14 protein-coding genes and 1 riboswitch are annotated in these 23,863 nt (G+C 38.0%); of the genes, 8 read left to right on the forward strand and 6 right to left on the reverse strand.

Features of this window, described 5'->3' with window-relative positions; translation table 11 throughout:
- Nucleotides 1–41: 41 nt before the first annotated feature.
- A complete protein-coding gene (locus ACM46_RS04895) occupies nt 42–2,258 on the reverse strand; it encodes an outer membrane beta-barrel family protein (RefSeq protein ID WP_048505448.1) in 2,217 nt (738 codons plus the stop codon).
- Nucleotides 2,259–2,379: 121 nt separating this feature from the next.
- Nucleotides 2,380–2,478: riboswitch (SAM-I-IV-variant riboswitch) on the forward strand.
- Between the two features lie 546 nt (nt 2,479–3,024).
- Between ACM46_RS04895 and ACM46_RS04900 the strand changes: the two genes are divergently transcribed.
- The gene (locus ACM46_RS04900; protein ID WP_048505616.1) at nt 3,025–5,769 is read left to right on the forward strand and encodes a TonB-dependent receptor domain-containing protein; all 2,745 of its coding nucleotides are present in this window, start codon (nt 3,025–3,027) and stop codon (nt 5,767–5,769) included.
- A 373-nt stretch (nt 5,770–6,142) separates the two neighbouring features.
- Here ACM46_RS04900 and ACM46_RS04905 read toward each other — a convergent pair whose 3' ends face one another.
- Complete coding sequence (locus ACM46_RS04905) at nt 6,143–8,260, reverse strand: outer membrane beta-barrel family protein (protein ID WP_048505449.1); 2,118 nt, start codon at nt 8,258–8,260, stop codon at nt 6,143–6,145.
- A 54-nt stretch (nt 8,261–8,314) separates the two neighbouring features.
- The gene (locus ACM46_RS23485) at nt 8,315–8,458 is read right to left on the reverse strand and encodes a hypothetical protein (protein WP_173426459.1); all 144 of its coding nucleotides are present in this window, start codon (nt 8,456–8,458) and stop codon (nt 8,315–8,317) included.
- A 164-nt stretch (nt 8,459–8,622) separates the two neighbouring features.
- On the opposite strand from ACM46_RS23485, the gene ACM46_RS04910 reads away from it, so the two are divergent.
- Together ACM46_RS04910 and ACM46_RS04915 are read left to right on the forward strand one after the other, a co-directional pair.
- On the forward strand, nt 8,623–9,438 hold the full coding sequence (locus ACM46_RS04910; protein ID WP_241485967.1) for a sensor histidine kinase: 816 nt from the start codon (nt 8,623–8,625) through the stop codon (nt 9,436–9,438).
- Nucleotides 9,425–10,108 carry a LytR/AlgR family response regulator transcription factor gene (locus ACM46_RS04915; protein WP_048505451.1) on the forward strand — a complete coding sequence of 228 codons (684 nt, stop codon included), beginning with the start codon at nt 9,425–9,427 and terminating at the stop codon, nt 10,106–10,108. The genes ACM46_RS04910 and ACM46_RS04915 overlap by 14 nt, the downstream gene beginning before the upstream one ends.
- A gap of 55 nt (nt 10,109–10,163) precedes the next feature.
- On the opposite strand, the gene ACM46_RS04920 is transcribed toward ACM46_RS04915, so the two are convergent.
- Both ACM46_RS04920 and ACM46_RS04925 read right to left on the reverse strand, forming a co-directional pair.
- Complete coding sequence (locus ACM46_RS04920; RefSeq protein ID WP_048505452.1) at nt 10,164–12,431, reverse strand: aconitate hydratase; 2,268 nt, start codon at nt 12,429–12,431, stop codon at nt 10,164–10,166.
- A 331-nt stretch (nt 12,432–12,762) separates the two neighbouring features.
- Nucleotides 12,763–15,543, reverse strand: coding sequence for a bifunctional aconitate hydratase 2/2-methylisocitrate dehydratase (locus ACM46_RS04925; protein ID WP_048505453.1), 2,781 nt, complete (start codon nt 15,541–15,543; stop codon nt 12,763–12,765).
- 466 nt (nt 15,544–16,009) lie between these two features.
- Between ACM46_RS04925 and ACM46_RS04930 the strand changes: the two genes are divergently transcribed.
- The 5 genes from ACM46_RS04930 to ACM46_RS04955 all read left to right on the forward strand — a co-directional run bounded on the left by ACM46_RS04930 (nt 16,010) and on the right by ACM46_RS04955 (nt 22,002).
- Nucleotides 16,010–16,780 (forward strand): WG repeat-containing protein, encoded by a 771-nt coding sequence (locus ACM46_RS04930; protein WP_048505617.1) that lies wholly within the window; start codon nt 16,010–16,012, stop codon nt 16,778–16,780.
- 444 nt (nt 16,781–17,224) lie between these two features.
- A complete protein-coding gene (locus tag ACM46_RS04940) occupies nt 17,225–19,363 on the forward strand; it encodes a TonB-dependent receptor (protein WP_048505455.1) in 2,139 nt (712 codons plus the stop codon).
- 263 nt (nt 19,364–19,626) lie between these two features.
- Nucleotides 19,627–20,379, forward strand: coding sequence for an HU domain-containing protein (locus ACM46_RS04945; protein WP_048505456.1), 753 nt, complete (start codon nt 19,627–19,629; stop codon nt 20,377–20,379).
- Nucleotides 20,367–20,918: an acyl-CoA thioesterase gene (locus ACM46_RS04950; RefSeq protein ID WP_048505457.1), complete on the forward strand. Its 552-nt coding sequence runs from the start codon at nt 20,367–20,369 to the stop codon at nt 20,916–20,918. The genes ACM46_RS04945 and ACM46_RS04950 overlap by 13 nt, the downstream gene beginning before the upstream one ends.
- Before the next feature lie 151 nt (nt 20,919–21,069).
- On the forward strand, nt 21,070–22,002 hold the full coding sequence (locus tag ACM46_RS04955; protein WP_048505458.1) for a 2-hydroxyacid dehydrogenase: 933 nt from the start codon (nt 21,070–21,072) through the stop codon (nt 22,000–22,002).
- A gap of 197 nt (nt 22,003–22,199) precedes the next feature.
- Here ACM46_RS04955 and ACM46_RS22780 read toward each other — a convergent pair whose 3' ends face one another.
- Nucleotides 22,200–23,621, reverse strand: a complete 1,422-nt coding sequence (locus ACM46_RS22780) for a BspA family leucine-rich repeat surface protein (protein ID WP_053082667.1) — start codon at nt 23,619–23,621, stop codon at nt 22,200–22,202.
- Nucleotides 23,622–23,863: the final 242 nt, after the last annotated feature.

Below are 23,863 nucleotides of genomic sequence, written 5' to 3' on the forward strand. Positions count from 1 at the left end.
TATCTTCACGGCCTTACTCTATAACTTTTGATTCTAAAAAATTACTGTCCCTGCTGCATCACACCAGTATCCTCTTTTTTAGTCTGATTCAGGATATTTGGATCTTCCTTCGCCAGTTTATTTCTTGTTGGAATTTTATAATTGATAGAAATACCAAAATTTCGGGTATCATACTTACTTCGGATCATTACAGGCTGTCCTTCAGGCGGATTGGAATACACCTGCATCACCTGTCCATTGAAAATATCATTTGCAAATACGGAAACCGTAAGGCGGTTATTCATAAACTTCTTCGTAAGTGTAATATCCAGATTATTGTTGAATGGTTTATCTGCGGTGAAGTAGAAATATCCTGCCTTTGGAGTCAGGTAGCTGTAGTTGGCTGTTAATTTAATATCTTTCGGTAGAAGTAACTGCGTCATGATATTAAAAATCCAGAAACCTTTGTTGTTTAAATTATCAATTTCATGCTTTTGATATCCTGCATACAGATACATGAAATTAATTTTATCAGGATTAAAATCAAACTTCATGATCTCACTCATCGGCTTACTGAAAATCATAAACGGAACCGGAAGACCAAAGTTGAAATTGTGAATTTTCATATTCGAAATATTCACCTGTCTGTTGAAAAGGTTCTTACCGTCTTTCATCACGATCTGCGCAACCTGATCTTTAGCCGAACTTACACTGTATCCGATAAAAGCATAATCAAAAGCTGAAACTTTTAATTCATAGTTATCAAATATTGTAGGCTGAAGATCCGGATTCCCCGTTACCTGTGTATTCGGGCTGCCGAATGTTACGTTATTCGGGTTAAGGGCGGAAATACTCGGAAGGCTGATCTTTTTGTTGTAGTTTGCTGCTACGTAAACCTGGTTCATCAGGTTGTACTGTACACTTGCATTAGGAAAAAGCTTAAACCTGTTAAAAGGAGTAAGATCTCTTTCTGTAACCACACCATCCTTTACCTGTCTTGTGATACCGGAAATATCATAATTTTCAGCTCTTGCCCCAAGAATAAAGTCGAATTTCTTCAACTTGGCCTGAAATTCAAGGTAAGTTGAAGCCGTTTGTCTCTGATACTCTAGATTCGTAAGACCTTTACTTTCCGTATCATAATTTTGTTTTTCGTACAAACCTCCTAAACTTACTTTTCCACCATCCATAAGCTTGATCGGCTGCGAGTAATCTATCTTGAAGTTGGCTATCCTCATATCCGACTCATTATTAAGTACTCCATTAATCCCCGGATTACGGAAAAACTGCCCGTTATCAGTATAATTTCCTTGCTGGAAAAAATTGTCCTGAGAGAATTTAGAATTGGATTTTGTATATCCAAACTGGAAATCCAGCTTTTGAGACTTGTCGCTGAAACGCTTCTGATAAGTTACAACAGCTTCCTGTCTCAGGTTATTGGTATGTGCAACATCTGATGCTTCATAATCCGCTTCTCTGTATTGGATAGGATTAACGTTGACAAGGATATCGGCAAGTCCTCTACTCGCAGTATAATTGTCGTTATTGTTGTGATAAATATCGTAGTTCAGCAATAATCGGTCCTGACCAAGATCAAATGTTACCCCGGATTTTGCAAAATATCCACGTCCAATTCTGTCCGTGTTATTGTGAAGAAGGACATCCTGATCCCCGTTCAGCATACTTTCACGGTAGTTTTGCCCTACATTCAGCTGCCAGCCGAAAAGTTTATTTCTTGCATTCAGATTGAGAGAGTGTGTGGTTCTGTTTCTGAACTTATCGTAATTGGTGAAAGAATAATTCCCTGAATAAGTAGCCGTTAAATACTTATTGGCATTTTTATTCGTGATGATATTCATGATGGCACCACCTGAAGTTGCAGGAAATTCAGCGCCTGGCTGAGTGATCACTTCAATTCTGTCTACCGAGTTGGCAGGCATCCCTTCAAGGAAAGAATTTAATTCATTCGAAGTAATATTTAAAGGCCTTCCGTTCAGATAAACATCCAGGATTTTCCCCTGATACATCATTCCGGCAATATCCGTAGAAACCAGCCCCGGAAGTTTTTTTATCCCTTCCAGAACATTCCCGTTATTAAGCTGTGGCTGTTCCGAAAAATCAAAAATAGTACGGTCGGCTTTTTGTTCAACGGCTTTTTTAGTTTTAGTAATAACTACGCCTTCAATTTGCTTTTCCTTCTCCGGGCCGTTGTTGCTTTTTTCCTGTGAATAGACGAAAAAAGATCCCAGCAGAGATAAAGTTAATATAGTTTTTCTCATAATGTTTTTTACTACTGTTCAGTTAGACGTAAAAAAAAGCAGTTTGTTACGGGAAAATTTGCGAAAAGTTAAAATTTTATGCATTTATTTTTTTATTTCCGAAATAATCATATCTTTGCCATGTAATTATCAAGAATCTCATAGATGGGATAGCAACCTGCAAAAACAAGCAAGGTGCTGAAATAGATAAGCCGGCCTGCCCGGAAAAAATGTTTATTTTCTATTTTTCTTCCCATCTTGAAATTTTTGTTTTAAAAAAATAAAATCAATGTTTAAAGACAAGGGAAACCACTTGACCCATTTTAATTTTCGTTTTTCAGATCATGAAGGAGCACTTCGTTATTCTGATCTCTTTTCATGCCATTTCTACATGCGCATGTGTTGTTGTTTCTAGACCTCGGATCAACTTCAAAACTTATGGGAGCGTATAAAGTTTTTTGACGCAAAGAAATTAATTATTCTATTGATAAAGGAGAAAATAAAGACAGAATCAATGAAATTGATTCGATTAAGCGGATGTTTTATACGATAGCTTAATCAGTGACGCAGTCACAGTCTTTGCCTTCCTCAAAAATTAAGCATTAATAAGATGAAACTTTGCGTTAAAAACCGTTTTCTCTTCCCCAGGTTTTGCCTGTGATCCCAATCTTTTTAAAAAAAATAATACAAATTCATTCCGGCTTTTACCGTAACCTTAAAATAAAGGTTGCAGGATAACTATGGCCTGAAATCAAATCAACAATCAGTAATAAAAAATAGAAAACACATGCGCAATTTCGAGAAAAAAACAATCATAGCTTCAGCAGCACTTATTTCAGCATTCTACTTCGGACAGTCAGATTCTACATCATCCAAAAAGATAGACGATGTGGTGATTCTGGGCTCAAGAGGGGCTGGAAGATCACTTACGGAAACTCCGGTTCCTGTGGATATCATCAATATATCAAAGATTTTAAGACAAAGTCCGGTTAATAATATAAGCCAGGCACTTAATTATGTGGTGCCTTCATTTTCTTCTACATCTCATACCGTTAATGACGGAACTGATTTTGTGGATCCTGCTCTTCTCAGAGGGCTTGGTCCGGATCAGGTTCTGGTGTTGCTCAACGGTAAAAGAAGATACCAGTCTTCACTCATCAATGTTACCTTAACGCCCGGAAGAGGCTCGGTAGGAACGGACCTTAATGCAATTCCTGCATTTGCATTGGAAAAAATAGAAGTATTAAGAGACGGTGCTTCTGCCCAGTATGGTTCAGATGCGATAGCCGGAGTCGTCAACTTAGGTCTTAAAAAGAGATTAGGTCTTTCGGGACAGGTATTTTTAGGAGGATATGCATCACCGGCCACGAATAATTTTTCTGGAGGAATAGATGGACAGACTATTTCTGCAGACCTTAATTATGGTGCTAAAATTGGAGATAAAGGTTTCGTAAATGTCACCGGATCCGTGCAGTACAGAGATCCGTATTCCAGAGCAGGAGTACGCCAGGGAAATATCTTTAATGCCTATAATGCCATTAATTACCGGGCATTACAAAGTGGAGTTAATATCGACGGGCTTTATAAGAACATCACCAATACCTCCAATACTCAGCAGATTATCAACACCGTAAAGCAGTACGCTTCTCAGGTTGATTATTTTTCACCGACTTTTCAGTCTCAGATATCCAATGCGGGAAGCATCTCTGAGTTGCAAGGATTATTAGGACAAGATTTTACAAATCAGGAGCTTAATTATAGAGGTCTGGAGAGGAAAGATTTCAGCCTCAGAGCGGGACAGTCTAAACTCCAGTCTGCCCAGCTTTTCTTTAATTCTGAAATTCCGGTGAATGAAGACTGGAAAGTGTATTCTTTCGGGGGATACAGTTATCGTCTCGGAAATGCAGGAGGTTTTTTCCGTTTACCGAATACAGAAAGAAATATCAATGCTGTCACACCGAACGGATATTTACCGCAGATTGAAGCGAGTGTGAATGATTATTCCTTAGCCGGAGGAATCAAAGGGAAATGGAACGGCTGGAATGTAGATCTCAGCAATACTTTTGGAAAGAACACCTTTAATTTCGGAGTGGTGAACACGTTCAACGCGTCGTTGGGAGATCTTTCACCACGAACCTTTGAAGCAGGAGGCTCAGAATTCCTACAAAATACCCTGAATCTGGATTTTTCCAAAAAATATGATGTGCTGCACGGCTTGAACCTGGCTTTTGGAGGGGAATACAGATACGAAAACTATAAAGTAAATGCAGGTAACGAAAACTCTTATGTATCCTACGATATTTATGGACGTGTCGTAACTGCTGCTACTCCTGAAAACGAAAAGGTTACCGATTTTTTTGGAAATGTAAGACCGGCAGGTTCTCAGGTATTTCCGGGCTTCAGTCCTGATAATGCCGTTTCCGGAAGCAGAAACAGCATTGCCGCCTACGCGGATGTTGAAATAGAGCCTACAGACTGGTGGTTATTGGAAGGAGCCGTTCGCTTCGAAAATTATTCAGATTTCGGGTCTACTTTTAACTATAAACTGGCAACCAATGTAAAGCTGGCCAATAATTTTAACTGGAGAGGGGCGGTTTCTACAGGATTCAGAGCTCCTTCACTTGCTCAGATTTACTACAGCTCAACATCTACATTAATTCAGCAGGGAAAAACCACACAGGTGGGAACCTTTAGAAATAATTCCGAGGCAGCTCAGGCATTAGGAATTCCAAAACTGAAACAGGAAACCTCCCAATCCTACAGTACAGGAATTACATGGAAGATTCCTTCTTTAAGCTTGGTATTTACGGCTGATGCTTATCTGATAAAAATTAAAGACAGAGTGGTGCTTACAGATTTGTTCTTTCGTCCGGAAGGAAGTTTTGAACCGGGATCAGATCAGGCAGTTCTTCAGGGAGCATTTGATTTAGCGAGAGCCAGTGCTGCCAATTTCTTTGCGAATGCGGTAGATTCCGAGACAAAAGGGTTAGATATTACCGTTTCCCAGACTTCGAGAATCTCTGAGGGAATCTCGTTGGAAAATAACCTGGGACTTAATCTTAATCAGACCAGAAGAGTCGGTGAAATTCACGCTTCACCTAAGTTGGTAAGTCAGATCAATAATTATTTTTCTGAACCCAACAGAGTATATTTTGAAGAAGCTGTGCCCCGTATAAAGGCGACTCTTGCCAATACCCTGAAGTTCTCATCTCTTACAATTGCTCTCAGAAATTCATACTTTGGAAAAGTGACGGATGCTGATGTACTGGATGCCAATTTTGATGGCGTTACCGAAAGCAGAGAACATTTCGTTTTAAATGACCGTTTTGTTACCGATCTTTCCGTAGGCTACGATTTCAACAAAAATATTTCAGCTACGATAGGGACGAACAATCTGTTCAATGTGCTTCCTTCCAAAAGCCCGAACATCAGTTCATTGACAGCAGATAATCAGTTTGTGTATTCCAGACAGGTTTCTCAATATGGTATAGGAGGACGTTTCGTTTTCGCGAGGGTAGAATTTAAATTTTAAAAACGGATAAGAATAAAACAAAAAAACAGAGAATCATTCTCTGTTTTTTTGTTTGGGTGGATAACATAAAGGATCAATTGCAAAAAGTAGGAACGGGTAGAGATCATATGATTTTAAAATTTCACGCAGATTAATCAGATGATGCAGATTTTTATTTTTGCTCATCTGCTATCTGCGAGAGAAAAAATTCAAGCCATTAAGATTCTGTTAAGCTTTTAAGAATATTAAGTTTTAGCTGCGCTTTAAGACCTACAACTAAAAAAATCAATATATATTTTAGAGAACGAAATCTTATAGGTTTTCAAAACCTATAAGATTTGATTGCATTTATTTTACTAACAAAGTTTTGAAACTGAGCCAGTAAAGCCTGCTATTACACTCTTTCTTTTTCTTCAAAATTGATATTTTTCTTACTAATTTTCTTTTTGCCGCTTCCAAAAGTATAATTAACACTTAAACGGAAACTTCTGCCATCCCAGTAGTTGTTCATGTATTGGGTGTTATCAGAGAAATACAGCTCTCCACGGTATCTTTGGGAAAAAATATTGGTAACCGTTGCATTGATCTGAAGTTTCTTTTCCATGAGTGAAACCTTTAATCCTGAAGTCAGTTCCGGGAAAGCATAGAAATAGGAATTTACATTTTTGTAAGGCAGACTGTGGCTGTAATTCAGGAAAAATACAAGCGTCTTATTTTTGTTTAAAGCCAACGTATTGTTGATGGAATAGGTGAATGAGCTTCCTTTCTGAGGTGTTGCATCAATATTAAATACGGATGAATTCTGAAGCGATGCATTCATCGAGATACTGGTTTCCCAAAATTTAAAAAAAGTATCCGTATAAGAGGCGTTCAGTCCCCAGAAATTATTGTTGTAATAGTTCAGGTAGGTTGAGATCTGGGAAAGATCATCAAGAGAAGAAATCTGGCCAAATGCATTCTTCATTCTCAGATAATATACACTGGCCGAAAATTTATTGTTAAACGTATAACCCAATTCCCAATTGTTGATATAAGCCGGAGTAAGCAGCGGATTTCCTGAATAATAGGAATAAGGGTTTGAATACCAGCGGAAAGGATTCAGATTGCCCATACTCGGTCTGTTAATTCTTCTGGAATAAGAAAAACTGAATACATTTTTATCTTCTTTGTAAGAAACATAGGCAGAAGGAAACCACTGTCCGTACTGGTATTTATTCCCGGAATTGGTGGCCGGGGTAAAGCTTTCTGCATTCGTATTTTCGTACCGGATACCTGCTTTTGTTTCCCAATGCTTTCCAAAATTTTTTGCAAAACTAAAGTAAGCAGCATAATTTTCCTCTCTGTACTCGAAAATATTGGCTCTGGAATAATCCGGAGTATATTGTCCACCGCTCAGATTATAATACTGAAGATCCGAATTGTTTTTAAACTGATTAAACTTCACTCCGGTTTCAATGGTTCCGAAAGAAAAAGGCAGCTCCAGGTCTCCCTGCACCGAAAAGATTTGAGGGGAAACCAGTGAAATGGTTTTCACGTCCTGTACAGAGTTGTCCGAGAGTTTGCGGGTAGAAAAATTAACCTCAGTATCAGAATTGTTTTTATAAAAATTTCCTGCTATACTCAGCTTTTTTCCCAGTGAGTCGAGTTTGAGATCATAATAGGCGCTTAAAGTGTGCGTCGGAAGCTTTTCACGGTGAAAAGTATGGGTCAGCAGGTTTTCTTCCTGAAGAGCTGAGGTTATATTTTTAGTGGTATTCACGATATCCATCCCGGATTTTTGATGAGCATAGATGTATTCCATTCCTATCTCAGCGTTCTTGCTGATTTTATAAGACAGATTAAGAGTTGGAGTCAGTTCCTTCCACATATCCCTGCGGATGGAATTGCTGTAGTTTTGAGTGGCCCCGATAATCGAATAATTTTCATCCGTACGCTTGGCTGAATCATAATACGTCAGTTTCAGGCTGCTGCTGAATTTTTCGGTCTGATAATTAAGCGAGCCATTGGAACTGAAGCCGGAGTAAGTTCGCTGGATGAGGTTGGAATTGATGTTTCCGCTGAAGCCTAAATTCGGATTCTTTTTCAGAATAATATTAATGAGGCCGCTGTTTCCCTGAGCTTCATATTTGGAAGGAGGTGTGGTGATCACCTCAATTTTTGAAATGTTTTCCGAACGGATGGACTTCAGATAATTTAAAAGTGCATTTCCTGAAAGATTCAGCATTCTCCCATTGATCATAACATTTACAGTACTTTTTCCGGCAATGGAAATAGAGCCCATATTATCATCTACTTTAAGCATCGGGACATTAGAAAGGGTTTCTGAGGCGTCCATACCCTGTGAAGCGATGGATGCCTCAACATTGAAGATCAGGCGGTCTGCTTTTCTTTCAATCAATTTTTTTTTCACCAGAAGATTGATCTGTTCCACATGCTGAATGCTGTCCTTGTTAACCTGTGCAGATAGTGAAACGGAAAAAAGACTGATGATGAATATATATTTTAGTTTCATGGTTTAAAATCTTGGGTCAAAGGTATGATCCGGAGCTTTCTGCTGAAACAGCATTTAGATTTGAGCGGGATTTCTTCCGTTCAAAATATTTTCATCGGAAAAAAACCGGGTTTCGTCGGAAATGTTTAGGAATGTCGGTGGGTCTATCCTTACATTTGGGCATGAAGCAAAAACAGATTTTTTTACTCCATTTTTCATATTGGCTGATTTTTATCGTCAACGCTTTCATTTCAAAGATGGTGTACGGTAAGGATAGTTTCGGGGTTTTGAATGTCACCATATTGATAGCTAATTTTCTGGGTTTTTATGTTAATTATTTTCTTTTGGCACCCAGGTTTTTCAATCCGAAGAAATTCTATTTGATGATCATTGGCTTTTTTATTGGTGTTTTCTTTTTTGTACTGTTCAGATATTCTATAGAAGAAATGTTGTTGCCGAGTCTGATGGGTTTTAGAAACTATGCTGAAGGAACCACTTTGGGTTTCTATTTTTATGATAACATTTATTACTCAAGCTTAACGATTTTCGTAAGTACGAATCTCTGGTTTTTCCAATATTATTTCACTGCCGAAGCAGAGCGAATCAAACTTATTGAAGAGAATAAACATGCCCAGCTTCAGGCCCTTAAAACCCAGATCAATCCTCATTTTATTTTTAATTCTTTAAATAATATCTATTCTCTGGTGTATCAGAATTCGGATAAGGCGCTTCCGGCCATTGAAAAACTGAGTGAATTGCTGAGGTACAGCACCAAAGATCTGGAAAAAGATGTGATCAGTCTGGACAAGGAGATAGGATACATTGAAAGCTTGATTGGCCTGGAAAAACTCAGAATTAAAAATCCGGAGATGCTGGTGATTGAAAAAAATATCAGTTATCCCAAGATCAATATTTCACCTATGTTGTTGGTGCCGTTTGTAGAAAATGCTTTTAAACATGGAGATTTTCGTGAAAAAGGATTTGTCTTAAAAGTTTCGGATGACAATAAAGTTCTTCATTTCTACCTTCACAATTATAAGAATCAGAAGACAAAAGATAAAGCGTCCGGAATTGGGATCGACAATGTGAAAAAGAGGCTGGAAATTCTGTACCCCAAGAAACATGAATTGTATATAAAAGACCTCGAATCTGAATTTATCGTAGATTTAAGAATTATTTTCCCTTATGAGAACGATTAAATGCATTATTGTAGATGACGAGCCGCTGGCCATATCGCTACTGGAAAACTATGTGAGGAAAATCCCTTTTCTGGAACTTGTTTTTTCTTCAGAAAATCCTATCTCCGCACTGGAATACATACAGCATCATGAGGCAGATCTGATCTTTCTGGATATTCAGATGCCTGAACTTACGGGAATCAATTTTATGAAGATTGTAGGGGATAAGAAAAAGTATATACTCACCACAGCGTACTCGGAATATGCACTGGAAGGCTATGAACATAATATTGTTGACTATCTTTTAAAACCTGTTTCCTTTGAAAGGTTTTACAAAAGTGCAGTAAAAGTACAGGAACGTTTTCCTTCCTCTGAAAACAGTGAAGATTCTTATTTCTTCGTGAAATCCTCAGGGCAGCAGCACCGGATTAATTTTAACGATATTCTGTATGTGGAAAGTATTAAAGACTATGTGAATATCCGCACGGAAACCGAAGAATATATTGTCCTGGATACTTTAAAATCTTTGGAAACCCAGCTTTCGGCAAGGTTTATCAGGATTCATAAATCATTTATCATCAATCTTGATAAAGCTAAAAATATAGGAGCCAGGAAAGTAGTTCTGTTCTCAGAAGATGAAGTCCCGATCGGGGATAGCTACCGCAGTGGTCTTCTGGATAAAATAAAATAAGAATCGGCGCCCAAAGGGCGCCGATTCTTTATGATTAATTCAATCTAACAATTAATTAATTTTCTTGTTGCTTAATCAGGTTAAGAGCGGAACCGGCTTTGAACCATTCGATCTGCTGATCGTTGTAAGTATGATTAGCCATGATAATATCCTTAGTTCCGTCCGCGTGAACGAATTCTAAAGTTAACTGCTTACCCGGAGCGAATTGATCAAGATCTAAGAAGTTAACGGTGTCATCTTCCTGGATTTTGTCATAATCAGCTTCATTGGCAAAAGTTAATCCCAGCATTCCTTGTTTTTTAAGGTTGGTTTCATGAATTCTTGCAAATGATTTTACCAGTACAGCTTTTACACCAAGATGTCTTGGTTCCATGGCAGCGTGCTCTCTTGAAGAACCTTCACCGTAGTTTTGGTCTCCTACAACAATCGTAGGAACGCCAGCGGCTTTATAAGCTCTCTGTACAGCCGGAACTTCACCATATTCTCCGGTAAGTTCGTTTTTAACCTTATTGGTTTCCATGTTGTAAGCATTTACAGCTCCTATCAACATATTGTTTGAAATATTATCAAGGTGACCTCTGTATTTCAACCATGGACCCGCCATAGAAATATGGTCGGTAGTACATTTTCCGAAGGCTTTGATCAGTACTTTAGCTCCAACAATGTTTTTACCGTCCCAGGCAGGGAATTCTTCTAAGAGTTGAAGCCTGTCTGAAGTAGGGCTTACATTAACAACAACGCTGGAACCGTCCTCAGATGGAGCCTGGTATCCGTTGTCGTCTACTGCAAATCCTTTGGCAGGTAATTCAAATCCTTTTGGTTCATCCAATTTTACCTGGTCACCGTTTTCAGCGGTTAAAGTATCTGTAATCGGGTTAAAATCAAGTCTTCCTGAGATCGCTACAGCAGCTACCATTTCCGGAGAAGCTACGAATGCGTGCGTATTCGGGTTACCGTCAGCTCTTTTTGCAAAGTTTCTGTTGAAAGAGTGAATGATGGAGTTTTTCTCTCCTTTTTCGGCACCTTCTCTGTCCCATTGTCCGATACAAGGTCCACAGGCATTGGTAAAGATTCTTGCATTTTCAAATTTTCTGAAAGAATTTAAGAATCCGTCCCTTTCTGCTGTGAATTTTACCTGCTCGGAGCCAGGGTTGATTCCTAATATTGCTTTTGGTTTTACTCCTTTTGCTACTGCATCTTCAACGATAGAGGCAGCTCTTGACAAATCTTCGTATGAAGAGTTGGTACATGAACCGATAAGAGCCCATTCTACTTCCAGCGGCCATCCGTTAGCTTCAGCTTTAGCTTTGAATTCTGCTACTGGTGTTGCCAGATCCGGAGTGAAAGGTCCGTTTAGGTGTGGCGTAAGTTCTGAAAGATTGATTTCAATCAGTTGATCAAAATACTGCTCTGGATTAGCATATACCTCTGCGTCTCCTGTTAAATGTTCTGCAATTTTGTCGGCAGCATCTACTACATCCTGTCTTCCTGTTGCCGCTAAGTATCTTCTCATGGAATCATCATATCCGAAAGTAGAAGTTGTAGCTCCGATTTCAGCGCCCATGTTACAGATGGTTCCTTTACCGGTTGCCGAAAGAGACTCAGCTCCTTCACCAAAATATTCTACGATGCATCCTGTTCCGCCTTTTACGGTAAGAATTCCGGCTACTTTCAGGATTACGTCTTTGGCAGAAGTCCATCCGTTCATTCTTCCGGTTAGTTTTACTCCGATAAGCTTAGGCATTTTAAGTTCCCAGGCCATTCCGGCCATAACGTCTACTGCATCGGCACCTCCTACCCCAATGGCTACCATTCCTAAACCTCCGGCATTTACTGTGTGAGAGTCGGTACCTATCATCATTCCACCTGGAAATGCATAATTTTCCAATACTACCTGGTGGATAATTCCTGCTCCCGGCTTCCAGAATCCTATCCCGTATTTATCACATACGGAACTCAGGAAATTGAATACCTCAGAGTTTTTATTGATACCTTCCTGTAAATCTGATTCAGCACCTATTCTCGCCTGGATCAGGTGATCTGCATGAGCTGTTGAAGGAACAGCCACTTTGGCTTTTCCGGCCTGCATAAACTGTAAAAGCGCCATCTGTGCGGTTGCATCTTGCATAGCCACTCTGTCCGGTGCGAAATCTACATAAGAGTTTCCTCTTTCGTGTGCCTGTGTAGCATTCCCTTCCCAAAGATGGGTGTAGAGAATTTTTTCTGAAAGTGTAAGCGGTTTTCCCACAATTTGTCTTGCCGCAGCAATTCTTTCAGGGTAACGCTCGTACACTTTTTTGATCATATCAATATCAAAAGTCATATCTTAATTTAATTTTTCTTTTTTTCAAATCAGTTTTTCCGTCATCAATTGGATAGTTAAAAAACGGAAAATATTCTTTTGTTACTACAATTCATCAAATTCTATTCCTTCGATCTATAAAAAGGATAATTCTTATAAATGATCAGAATGTTTTGTTTCTATCAAGTTAAGGAAAAAATGGAATTTTTTTCTTCTATTTCATTTAAAATAATTCTTAACGGGCCTTAAATGGAAAGGTTCTAAACAAAAAAAGAAAGATTTCAGATCCCGCAGGACTAAAATCTTTCAATCATATTATTTTTAAAAGTCCTGAGACTTTCGTTACATTGTATTAATGCCCAACCTGAACTAACTCCTTGATAGGCGGAGCAAATTTAGTAAGGTCGATACCTTCTACAGCTGCTTTGTATTCGTCTATGTTAGGAATTCTTCCGATAATGGCAGATAAAACAACAACCGGAGTTGAAGCCAGTAAAGATTCTCCTTTTTTACGTTCGGAATCTTCAACTACTCTTCCCTGGAAAAGACGGGTAGAAGTAGCTAATACCGTATCACCTTTTGCTGCTTTTTCCTGGTTACCCATACAAAGGTTACAGCCGGGACGCTCTAGATACATCATGTTTTTGTATTCTACACGAGCCTCGCCTTTAGGAGCATTATCGTCAAATTCAAAACCGGAATATTTCTCTAAAAATTCCCAGTCTCCTTCAGCTTTTAATTCATCAATGATATTATAAGTAGGAGCTGCTACTACAAGTGGTGCGTTGAATTCTACTTTCCCTTGTTGCTTTTCGATATTTCTAAGCATTTGAGAGACAATTTTTAAATCTCCTTTGTGAACCATACAAGATCCTACGAAACCAAGGTCTACTTTTTTCTCACCTCCATAGTAAGAAAGAGCTCTGATGGTATCATGGGTATATCTCTTGGAAACATCATCATTATTTACATCCGGGTCTGCAATCATTGGTTCTACAATCACATCAAGATCTACAACCACTTCAGCATAATATTTTGCATTGGAATCCGGAGTTAAAGCAGGTTTCTCACCAGATCTGATTTCTGCAATTCTCTTATTGGCTTTGTCAATCAGTCCCTGAAGAACCTGATTTTTATTGTCCATACCCTTTTCGATCATAATCTGGATTCTGCCTTTTGCAATTTCCAGTGATTCAATCAGCGTATTGTCTTCAGAAATATTGATAGACGCTTTTGCCTTCATTTCGGCTGTCCAGTCTGTAAATGTAAATGCCTGGTCAGCAGGAAGTGTTCCGATGTGAACCTCAATGATTCTTCCCTGGAATACGTTTTCTCCTCCGAACTGTTTAAGCATTTGAGCCTGGGTAGCATGAACCACATCACGGAAATCCATGTGTTCTTTCATATCTCCTTTGAAGGTCACTTTTACAGATTCCGGAATTGGCATAGATGCTTCACCAGTTGCCAGTGCAAGAGCTACTGTTCCTGAGTCTGCTCCAAAAGCCACCCCTTTAGACATTCTTGTGTGAGAGTCACCACCAATGATGATAGCCCACTCGTCTATGGTAATATCGTTAAGAACTTTGTGAATTACGTCTGTCATAGCGTGGTATTCACCTTTCGGGTCACGTGCTGTGATCAAACCGAAATCGTTCATGAACTTCATCAGTTTAGGAATATTCGCCTGAGCTTTTTTATCCCATACGGAAGCGGTGTGACATCCTGACTGGTATGCACCGTCTACAATTGGAGAAATGACAGTTGCCGCCATTGATTCAAGCTCCTGAGAAGTCATAAGACCTGTTGTGTCCTGAGAACCAACAATATTTACCTTCACACGAACGTCTGAACCTGCATGTAATACTTTCCCAGGTGTAGAACCTACCGCATTTCTGTTGAAGATTTTTTCTACCGCCGTAAGACCCTGTCCTTCGTGAGAAATCTCTTTAGACGGAGCAAAAACAAGAGGCGTTTCTATTCCTAAAAGCTCAGCAGCAAATGTCTGCAGCTTTTTACCGAATACGATAGCGTAAGATCCTCCGGCTTTGATGAATTCCATCTTCTGCGGAGTGAAAGATTTGGTAAGGTCAATTAATTCCTGATCTCCGTTATATAATTTCTTTTCTTTTGTATTAATCGTTAAAACAGTTCCTGTAGCGACTGAATAAGCTTCTTCAAGAACTACGTCACCGTTTTCGTTACGAACAGGATTTCCGTTTTCATCCAGTTTCTTTACCCAGTTTTTAAGGTCGATACCAATTCCTCCTGTAACGTCTACAGTCGTAAGGAAAATAGGAGAGATACCATTGGTTCCTCCCACAATCGGAGCGAAATTAACGAATGGTACATATGGGCTTGCCTGCTTACCTGTCCAAAGAGCCACATTGTTTACTCCTGACATTCTTGATGAACCAACCCCCATTGTTCCTTTTTCAGCAATAAGCATCACGCTTTTGTCAGGATGCTGTGCCTGAAGTGCTTTGATTTCTTCCTGTGCTTCAGGAGTAATCATACATTTTCCGTGAAGTTCACGGTCAGAACGGGAGTGAGCCTGGTTACCGGGAGAAAGTAAATCGGTGGAGATATCTCCTTCACCGGCAATAAAAGTAACTACTTTTATTTCTTCTGCAACTTCCGGTAGTTTTGTGAAAAACTCAGCCTGTGCATAGCTTTCAAGAATTTCTTTGGCAATTTCGTTACCGCTGTTGTAAGCCTCTTTCAGACGATTGGTATCAGCTTCGTAAAGGAAAACCTGTGTTTTAAGAACTTTTGCAGCTTCTTTAGCAACAGAAATATCATTACCTAAAGCAAGACCCAATAGTACCTCAATAGAAGGACCTCCTTTCATGTGAGATAATAATTCGAATGCATAAGCCTGTGATATTTCTTCTACTACGGATTCACCAAGGATGATCTCCTTTAAAAATTTAGCTTTTACACCTGCTGCACTTGTAGTTCCCGGCAATGTGTTGTAAATGAAAAATTGAAGAGAATCTGATCGGTCTGCATTACCTGAATCTTTAATTTGTGCGATGATTTCGCTTAGTAATTCAGCACCATCAATTGGCTTTGGATGAAGCCCCTGGGTTTTTCTTTCTTCAATCTCTTTGATGTAATCCTTATAAATGCTCATAATAATAGAAGTCTTTCAATTTTAAGGTAGATTAATAAATGTTTGTTTAGTACTGCAGCCTCCTTTTTCAGTCTGTATAAGTACAATAATGCCCATTTTGAGCTGTTGTATCCTGACACACAACACGGAATAAAGTAAAGCCAGCATAATCTACACCTTTTTTAAAACGTAAGATGATATTTTATTCCAAAACAGTTTTAAAAGATTTTTCCGAAAGAATTGGTGAAGTGTTTATCTACCATCCGTCTTGTCTTAAAACCTTTTTTTGGATAACGTTCTCATGTTTTTTTGACCATCAATGTCAAAAATCACATCTCAGAACGTTTTAAAATGATCATACAGTTCAAAATGTTCCCAAAATTACGAAATTTTACTATTTTATCAGAATGAAATTATTTAGATTCTTTATAAATATGAATTTGATAATTTCTATTTTTGGTCGTAATTTTGCAGACAAATGGTGAATATGAAAAATATCCTGAATTTTTTGTGCGTATTTATTTCGATTTTCGTTTTTTCCCAAACGAAATCCGTGAAAAAACTTCCGGTAAAGAAGGGAAAGAAAACTGTGGTAAATAAGCCATCTGCGGGAATTAAGAAGAATCCGGATCTTGTGATTATTAATCCTGATCTTCCGGTTCTGATCCCGAAAAAGGAAAACGGAAACTTCGGATATGTTAATCAGAAAGGAAAATTTATTATTCAGCCTGAATATCATATTGCCGTCTTTTTTTATGAAGACTGTAACCTTTTGAATTCACCCAACGAAAAAGCAAGAAAATTCGGATCAAAGGAATATGCTACCGTAGAAAAAGATATGATCTCTTACCGTGTTGATAAAACCGGAAAAAGAGTATATCAGTTCAAAGAATCGGATCTTGGAAAATGTAAATTTGAAGAGTATAAACAACAGCTCTACCAGGCTTATGTACTGAACGGATTCTATGGAATTATTGAAAAAGCAAAATTTGTAAATGCAGCCGATTACAGGGATTATCAGATCTATCCGCAGTATCAGTATTTGTATATCATGGAAGGGGATGATGTTGCCCATCCTATGATTGTTGCTTCCCACAATGACAAATTCGGAGTAATTGATGTGAATAATAAAGTGATTGTTCCTTTTGAATATTCCAATATCAAAAGAAATTTCAGCTGGAAATTGGGGAAAATGTTTGAAGTAACGAAAGACGGAGCTAACTATTACTATATTGATGCTGGAAATAAGACGTATTGATGCGATAGGCTATAAGCAGTAAGCTTCTGGCGGCTAGCTTTTGGCTTTTGGCTTTTTGAAATGGGGGATAAAATGAATTTTTTCATGTTTAAAGCCTCACTCCGATTTGGCTAATTACACTATTTTTATCATCCAATGGAGCATTGTAACTCGAAATCCTTTATCTCGTATTTCAAAACCCCGCATCCCGAAACCGTTACCCCGAACCTGCATCAACATCTCACATTTTTTTTGTAATTTCGCGGCTGAAATAAAGGGGTGCTTTAACAGGCTGAGATTATACCCAATGAACCTGGAACGGATAATGCTGTTTAGGGAAATTTGAAAATGTATCAATGGAATAGTATGATAATATACCAATCTCATTGCTAGACTGTTAAATTAGTAAATTGTTACATTATTTAATCCGCCCCTTTTATTCATTAAATTTTAAAGATTTATAGAATGAAAGGATTATTTTTTTTAGGCCTTACCGTAGGCGCTGCTGCCTTTGTCCAGGCGCAAAATAAAGATTCCCTGAAAACAAGGGAAATTGAGGCTGTCAGTTTTACAAAAAGACTTCCTGTTGCTAAGGAGATCATCAATGTACAGAAAGATTTAGACAGCAGAAATCTGGGTCAGGATCTTCCGATTCTCTTAAAAAATCAAACTTCTGTTATTTCTACTTCCGATGCTGGAAACGGAGTCGGGTATACCGGATTCAGAATTCGTGGGGTAGCTGGAAAAGGAATTAATGTGATGATGAACGGAGTTCCGTACAATGATTCTGAAAGTCAGGGGACATTTTTTGTTAATGTTCCGGATCTTACCAGCTCTGCGTCCCAGATTGTTATTCAAAGAGGAGTAGGGACTTCCAATAACGGAGTTTCTGCGTTTGGAGCAAGCATTAATGTGATTTCTAAAGAACCGGATGAGAAAATGTATTTTAAAACCGATGATAGTTACGGTTCATTTAATACCTATAAATATTCAGCGGAAGTAGGATCAGGGAAATTCTGGAAAAACAGGCTTTCTGTGATGGGAAGATATACGCGTATTCATTCCGATGGTTATATAGACAGGGCTTCATCTAATTTAGATTCCTATAATTTCACGGCATTGTTTGAGGAAGGTAAAACAAGGCTTCGTCTGATGGCTTTCGGAGGAAAAGAAAAAACCTACCAGGCGTGGAACGGGATAGACAGGGCAACCTGGGAAACCAATCCCAGATATAACTATGCAGGACAGTATACGGACCTTTTTACGGGAGAAGTAAAATTCTATGATAATGAAACGGATAATTACAGACAGAATCATTATCAGCTTTTATGGGAGCAGAAATTCAGTGATAGCTGGAGTCTGGAAACAACACTGCATTATACCAAAGGAAGAGGATATTATGAAAACTACAGAAGAGTTGATGAAACGGATCCGGAAGCAGAACATTATTCCAATTATAATTTACCGGTACCTATTGTCAATGGATCTCCTGTGGAAATAACCGATTTTATCAGAAAAAAATGGCTGGATAATGATTTTTACGGGGCTGTTTCCACTTTGTATGGAAAACTGGATAACGTAGATCTTAACTTTGGAGTGGTTGCCAACCAGTATTACGGAAGACATTTTGGAAATGTCACCGGAGTCTATTTTCCACAGATCAATGAGTATGAATATTACAGAAACCGTTCGGTGAAAACTGAACTGGCAGGTTTTGCAAAAGCTTTATGGAGAGCCGGGGAGCATTTTGAATTTTTCGGAGATCTTCAGATCAGAAATATTGATTATGATACTAAAATCCTTACTGCCGGAGACGGTGAAGGCGGAAACCTCGATAAAAACTGGCTGTTCTTCAATCCGAAAGCGGGAGTAAACTATAAAATCGGAAACGGAAAGGTTTTCCTTTCCTATGCACATGCCCATCGCGAGCCTAACAGAGACGATCTGATGAGTGACAATGAAGTGAAAGCTGAAAAGCTTCATGATTTTGAAGCGGGAATTGAAAAGCAGTTTGGTCTTTTATCTGTAACTGCTAACCTTTACTATATGTATTATGTGAATCAGTTGGTGCTGAACGGGCAGCTGAACAATGTAGGTGCATTTATCAGAACCAACTCCGGAGAGAGCTACAGAAGAGGAGTGGAAATCGGATTATTGGCAAAACTGTCCAAACAATGGGAAGTGAACGGGAATCTTAGTTTGAGCCAGAACAAGAATATTGATTTTCATATTAAAAACAATGGAAATCTTCAAAATCTTGGCGATACGGAGATCTCATTCTCGCCGAACATTATTGCCAATATCGGCCTGCAATTTAATCCAGTTAAGAGTTTCCAGTTTGCATTAACGAATCAGTATGTCGGTAAACAGTATCTGGATAATACGGACAATAAAAACCTGCAGCTTAAAGACTATTTCCTGACAGATTTTAATGCTCAGTATCAGTTTACGATAGCTAATAATGATATTGCTCTGAAACTGCTGGTGAATAATCTTTTTAACAAAAAATATGTGAATAATGGTGCCGTTTACAGTGGTGATCCTTATTATTTTGCCCAGGCAGGCACTAATTTTATGTTTGGGATTAGCTGGAAGATTCAATAGGATTTTGAGAAGAGGAGAAAGCTAAGATGGCAAAGAAAGCTGAGAAGGCTGAAGAGGCTGAGAAGTGAAAGGGTAAAAATGCAAAATAGCGGATTTTTAATTTTGTCTTTCAGTATTTTAACCTTTTTGTGTCTGTTTTAAATACTTAAATAATAGTATTCCTGTTTTATTGCAGAATATTCAAAAGACTGTTTCGGCAGTCTTTTTTTATATCCTACAAATCTCTTCAAAAAGTCATGAAAAAATTATAAATTTGCTGCTAAATGAATATTTCAGCTTACATTTTAGAATATCTGAAACAATTTGGAACTGTGACGGTTCCGGGTTTTGGCGTGTTTTCGCTTAAAAATTCCAAAGCAATTATTAATTCGGAGAACGGAAGTATCCTTCCCCCTGCAAGCGAAATCGTTTTTGCTGCGGATTATGAAATGCAGTCCGATGAACTGGCCGCCTTTATTGCGGAACAGAAGCAGATGTCTCTGGAAGCTTCCAAAAGTGACCTGAAAATTCAGACTGATTTTTGGAAGAAAAAACTTCAGGCAGATCAGGTTCTGGACATTCAAAATCTTGGAACCATCAATATTGAAGAAGATAAAACCTATTTCAAAGGGAAAAGAATAGAATCCGGGCACCCTGATTTTTATGGATTGGAAGAGATCAGAATCTCAGATATCAATAACGGAGAGAAAATCATCAGTACAGAGAACAGGGAAAAAGATTATCAATTTAAAAAAACGATCCTCTGGACTTTCCTGATTGCTGTTCCTGTAGCGGGAATTGCTTATCTGGCGTTTACCCAGCAAGAGCTTCTTTTCGGGAAAAAATCTTTCGAAAAAGTTTCCGTACAGACTTCTACCCACAGAATTGTGAAAGATACCATAAAAGTAATGGTTCATACTCCGGAAGCAGCAGTTTCAGATTCCCTGAAAAAAGATTCATTATCAAAACCGGCCGGAAAAAACATTCAACCGGCTCCGGCAGCTCAAAACAACACTAAGACTCAATGGCAAAAATAAAAAAAGCGTCAGAATCCCTGACCATTATGACCAATATTGTTCTTCCGAACGAAACCAATTCTTTAAGAAACCTTTTCGGAGGTGAACTTCTTGCAAAAATGGATCGTTGTGCTTCTATTTCCGCGGCAAGACATTGCGAAAGAAGAGTAGTAACAGCATCGGTAAACCACGTTTCTTTCAATCACCCGATTCCCGAAGGAGGAGTAGTGGTATTGGAATCTAAGGTTTCAAGAGCGTTTTCTACTTCTATGGAAATATATGTTGATGTTTGGTTGGATGATCCAATCAATCAGAAAAAAATCCATACGAATGCAGGGATTTATACTTTCGTGGCAGTTGATGAATTTAACCGTCCGATTCCTATCCCGGAAATGATCCCGGAAACAGATGAAGAAAAAGAAAGATTTGCAGCGGCATTCCGTAGAAAAGAACTTTCACTAATCCTTTCCGGAAGAATGAAGCCTCTGGAGTCTGTAGAGCTTAAAAAGCTTTTCCAGGAACCGGAAGAAACAAAGGAAGGTAAAAAAGAGAAGAAATAACCCGAACTTTTTTAACTCAAAATTTACTATACCTCATTTTAAATGCGGAGTAAAAAGAGTAATCAATGGTACACTATAAAACAAAATTCACATTAGTGTCATTTGTGAAATAATTAGTGTCATTAGTGTTTAAATTATTCGTGTTTAAAAAATGAAAATTCTCCTTTTAGATAAAAATCATCCCCTCATCACAGAACAGCTTTTAGCTAAAAATTTTGTGCTGGAAGAGGATTTTACGTCCTCTTATGATGAGGTTTGTAGTAAGATTTCAAATTACGACGGTATTATTATCAGAAGCCGTATTCCTTTGGATAAAAACTTCCTGGAAAATGGGAAAAATCTGAAATTTATTGCCAGAGTTGGTGCCGGAATGGAAAATATTGATATTCCGGTTGCTGAAAAGCTGGGTATTCAACTGATTAATTCTCCGGAAGGCAACAGAGATTCTGTAGCAGAACATGTTGTGGGAATGCTGTTGATCCTGATGAACCGCCTTTTTATCGCCTCTCAGGAAGTAAAAAACGGAATCTGGAAACGCGAAGAGAATAGAGGTGATGAGCTTCTGGGAAAGACGATAGGCCTTATCGGGTACGGAAATATGGGAAAAGCTACGGCAAAAAGATTTTCCGGCTTTGGATGTAAAGTCGTTTTTCATGATATCCTTCCAGGACTTGCAGATGAGTACGCTTCACAGGTTAGTCTGGAAGAACTGCAGCAGTCTGCAGATGTTTTAAGCCTGCATATCCCGCTTACTCCTGAAACCCATTACCTTATTGATGAAAAGTTTATTTCCGGAATGAAAAAAGACTTTTATTTCGTCAATACCGCAAGAGGAAAAAATGTAGAAACTGAATATTTAGTTGATGCTTTGAAATCCGGGAAAGTAAAAGGCGCGTGTCTCGATGTTCTGGAATACGAAAAATCTTCCTTCGAAAATCTTGAAACAGAAAATGAAGATCTCCGGTATCTCCTGGAATCTGAGAAAACCATCGTAACGCCGCATATTGCAGGTTGGACTCATCAAAGTAAGGAGAAGCTGGCACAGGTGATTGTAGATAAAATTGTGGAGAGGTTTGCAAGATAGTTAATCATCCTTGCTGAAGTTACTAATCGGTGTTAGAATATAGTTACAAATCTATTTTTGACGTAACCTTTCCAAATGATTTTCAGTAAATGATATTTTTAAATTATAAAAAAGCACAGATCCTACGATCTGTGCTTTTCCATTTATTGCCGGAAGCTGGTATATTTACATAGCAAAAGGCAACTTTTACTTATTGTTTATTTTTTTATGAGTTTGTGTATACTCTCAGATCCATCGGCTGTTGCAATTTTAATAAAATAGGTTCCGGTAGGAATTTGTTGTAGGTTTAATTGATTTGTTTCCCCAACTTTGTTCAATAATGCTTTTCCTGAAGCATCTAAAACTTGTACCGATTTAGTGATGTATTCTGATTTTATAAAGATCATTTCTGTGGCAGGATTTGGGTACAGCAGTAATTTTGTCTTGCCTGATTTTATTTCTTCAACAAGTAAAAAAGGCTCTGAGCAGTTTGGAGAAAAAATATCTCCAACAAATGTCCAGCCTTTGTTGTTAATTAATTGATTACGAAATGTTTGGCCGCCATTTCCATAAGTTCTTCCAACTGCTCCGACGAGTCTTCCAAGTGGAGAATTAGGATTTTCAGCCCAGCCTTTTAATGTAGCCCCATAATTTCCACAATCTAAGCCACTATAGCCAAAAATTTCTGTCAAATTGACTATTGGAGAAAGTGTCCAATTGCCTAAATTTTTATTAAAGTTATTGTTAGACCAAAACATACGAGACATATTGGTAACATTAGATACGTCCCAAGAGGAAATGTCCTGGTTAAAACTTGGATAAGAAAACATTTGAGACATATTTGTGACATTGGAAGTATTCCAGTTGTTTAATGGTTGGTTAAACGCTTGAGATGCTTCGAACATCAGTGACATATTCTGAACATTTGACACGTTCCAATTATTAATATTCTGGTTGAATGCCTTCGCACGATTAAACATTGAACTCATATTAGTCACATTTGAAACATTCCAATTGCCAATATCCTGATTGAATGCATCAGCATAAAAGAACATCTGGTTCATATCAGTAACTTTTGATGTATTCCAATTACCAATTGGCTTATTAAAAGCCTTGGCATTAAAGAATAAATTATTCATATTGGTCACGTTGCCCACATCCCAATTGTTAATATTGTTTACAATTGATAAGTTGGTGCAGCCTGAAAAAAACGAGCTGAGATTAGTAACTTGTGAAAAATCGGGAATATCAGTTGCTGTAATTTGAATATTCGCATATCCAGAAAACATTCCTGATAAATTAGTATTCCAGGTAATTTGCCCCCATTGTGTTAGTTCTACAACTTTATCTGCATCAGTTCCGGAACCAAGTCTAAAAGTGCCTGTAGGTGTAATTGAAATAGTATATGTTCCTATTGAAGGAACGCTTATTTCTGTTAAACCCGTGTATCCAGTTCCATTACCTGTAATAGCAGAGTTGTTGGTCTTTACATATGAGTAGTTGTAGATGCCTTGAGTATTTAATTTTATTTTTAGGTTGTTAACATCGGTCACCAAAAATTTTAATATAAGTGGCGTCTGTGCTCTTAGAGCAGTAATAACCAAAAAGAAGAAAGAGAAAAAGTAAATTTTTTTCAACATATTTTTATTTTTTATTGAGTGCAAAAATACATATTTCCCGCAAACAAGACATAAATGCAAAAAATAAAAATGCAAATAATCGCCTAAATTCAGTATAAATTATCTTTTTTATGATTAATTTGTTTAAAATATGTATTTCTAAAAAACTTTCTTAGTAAGTTTTACACTTTGAAAAATAAGTACTTAATCTAAATTATAAGAAAGTTTCTCCACATTGAGAAGATGTACGTCATATAATTTTA

Origin of the sequence: Chryseobacterium angstadtii (genome assembly GCF_001045465.1) — a bacterium.
In the GTDB taxonomy this organism is placed as follows: Bacteria; Bacteroidota; Bacteroidia; order Flavobacteriales; family Weeksellaceae; genus Chryseobacterium; species Chryseobacterium angstadtii.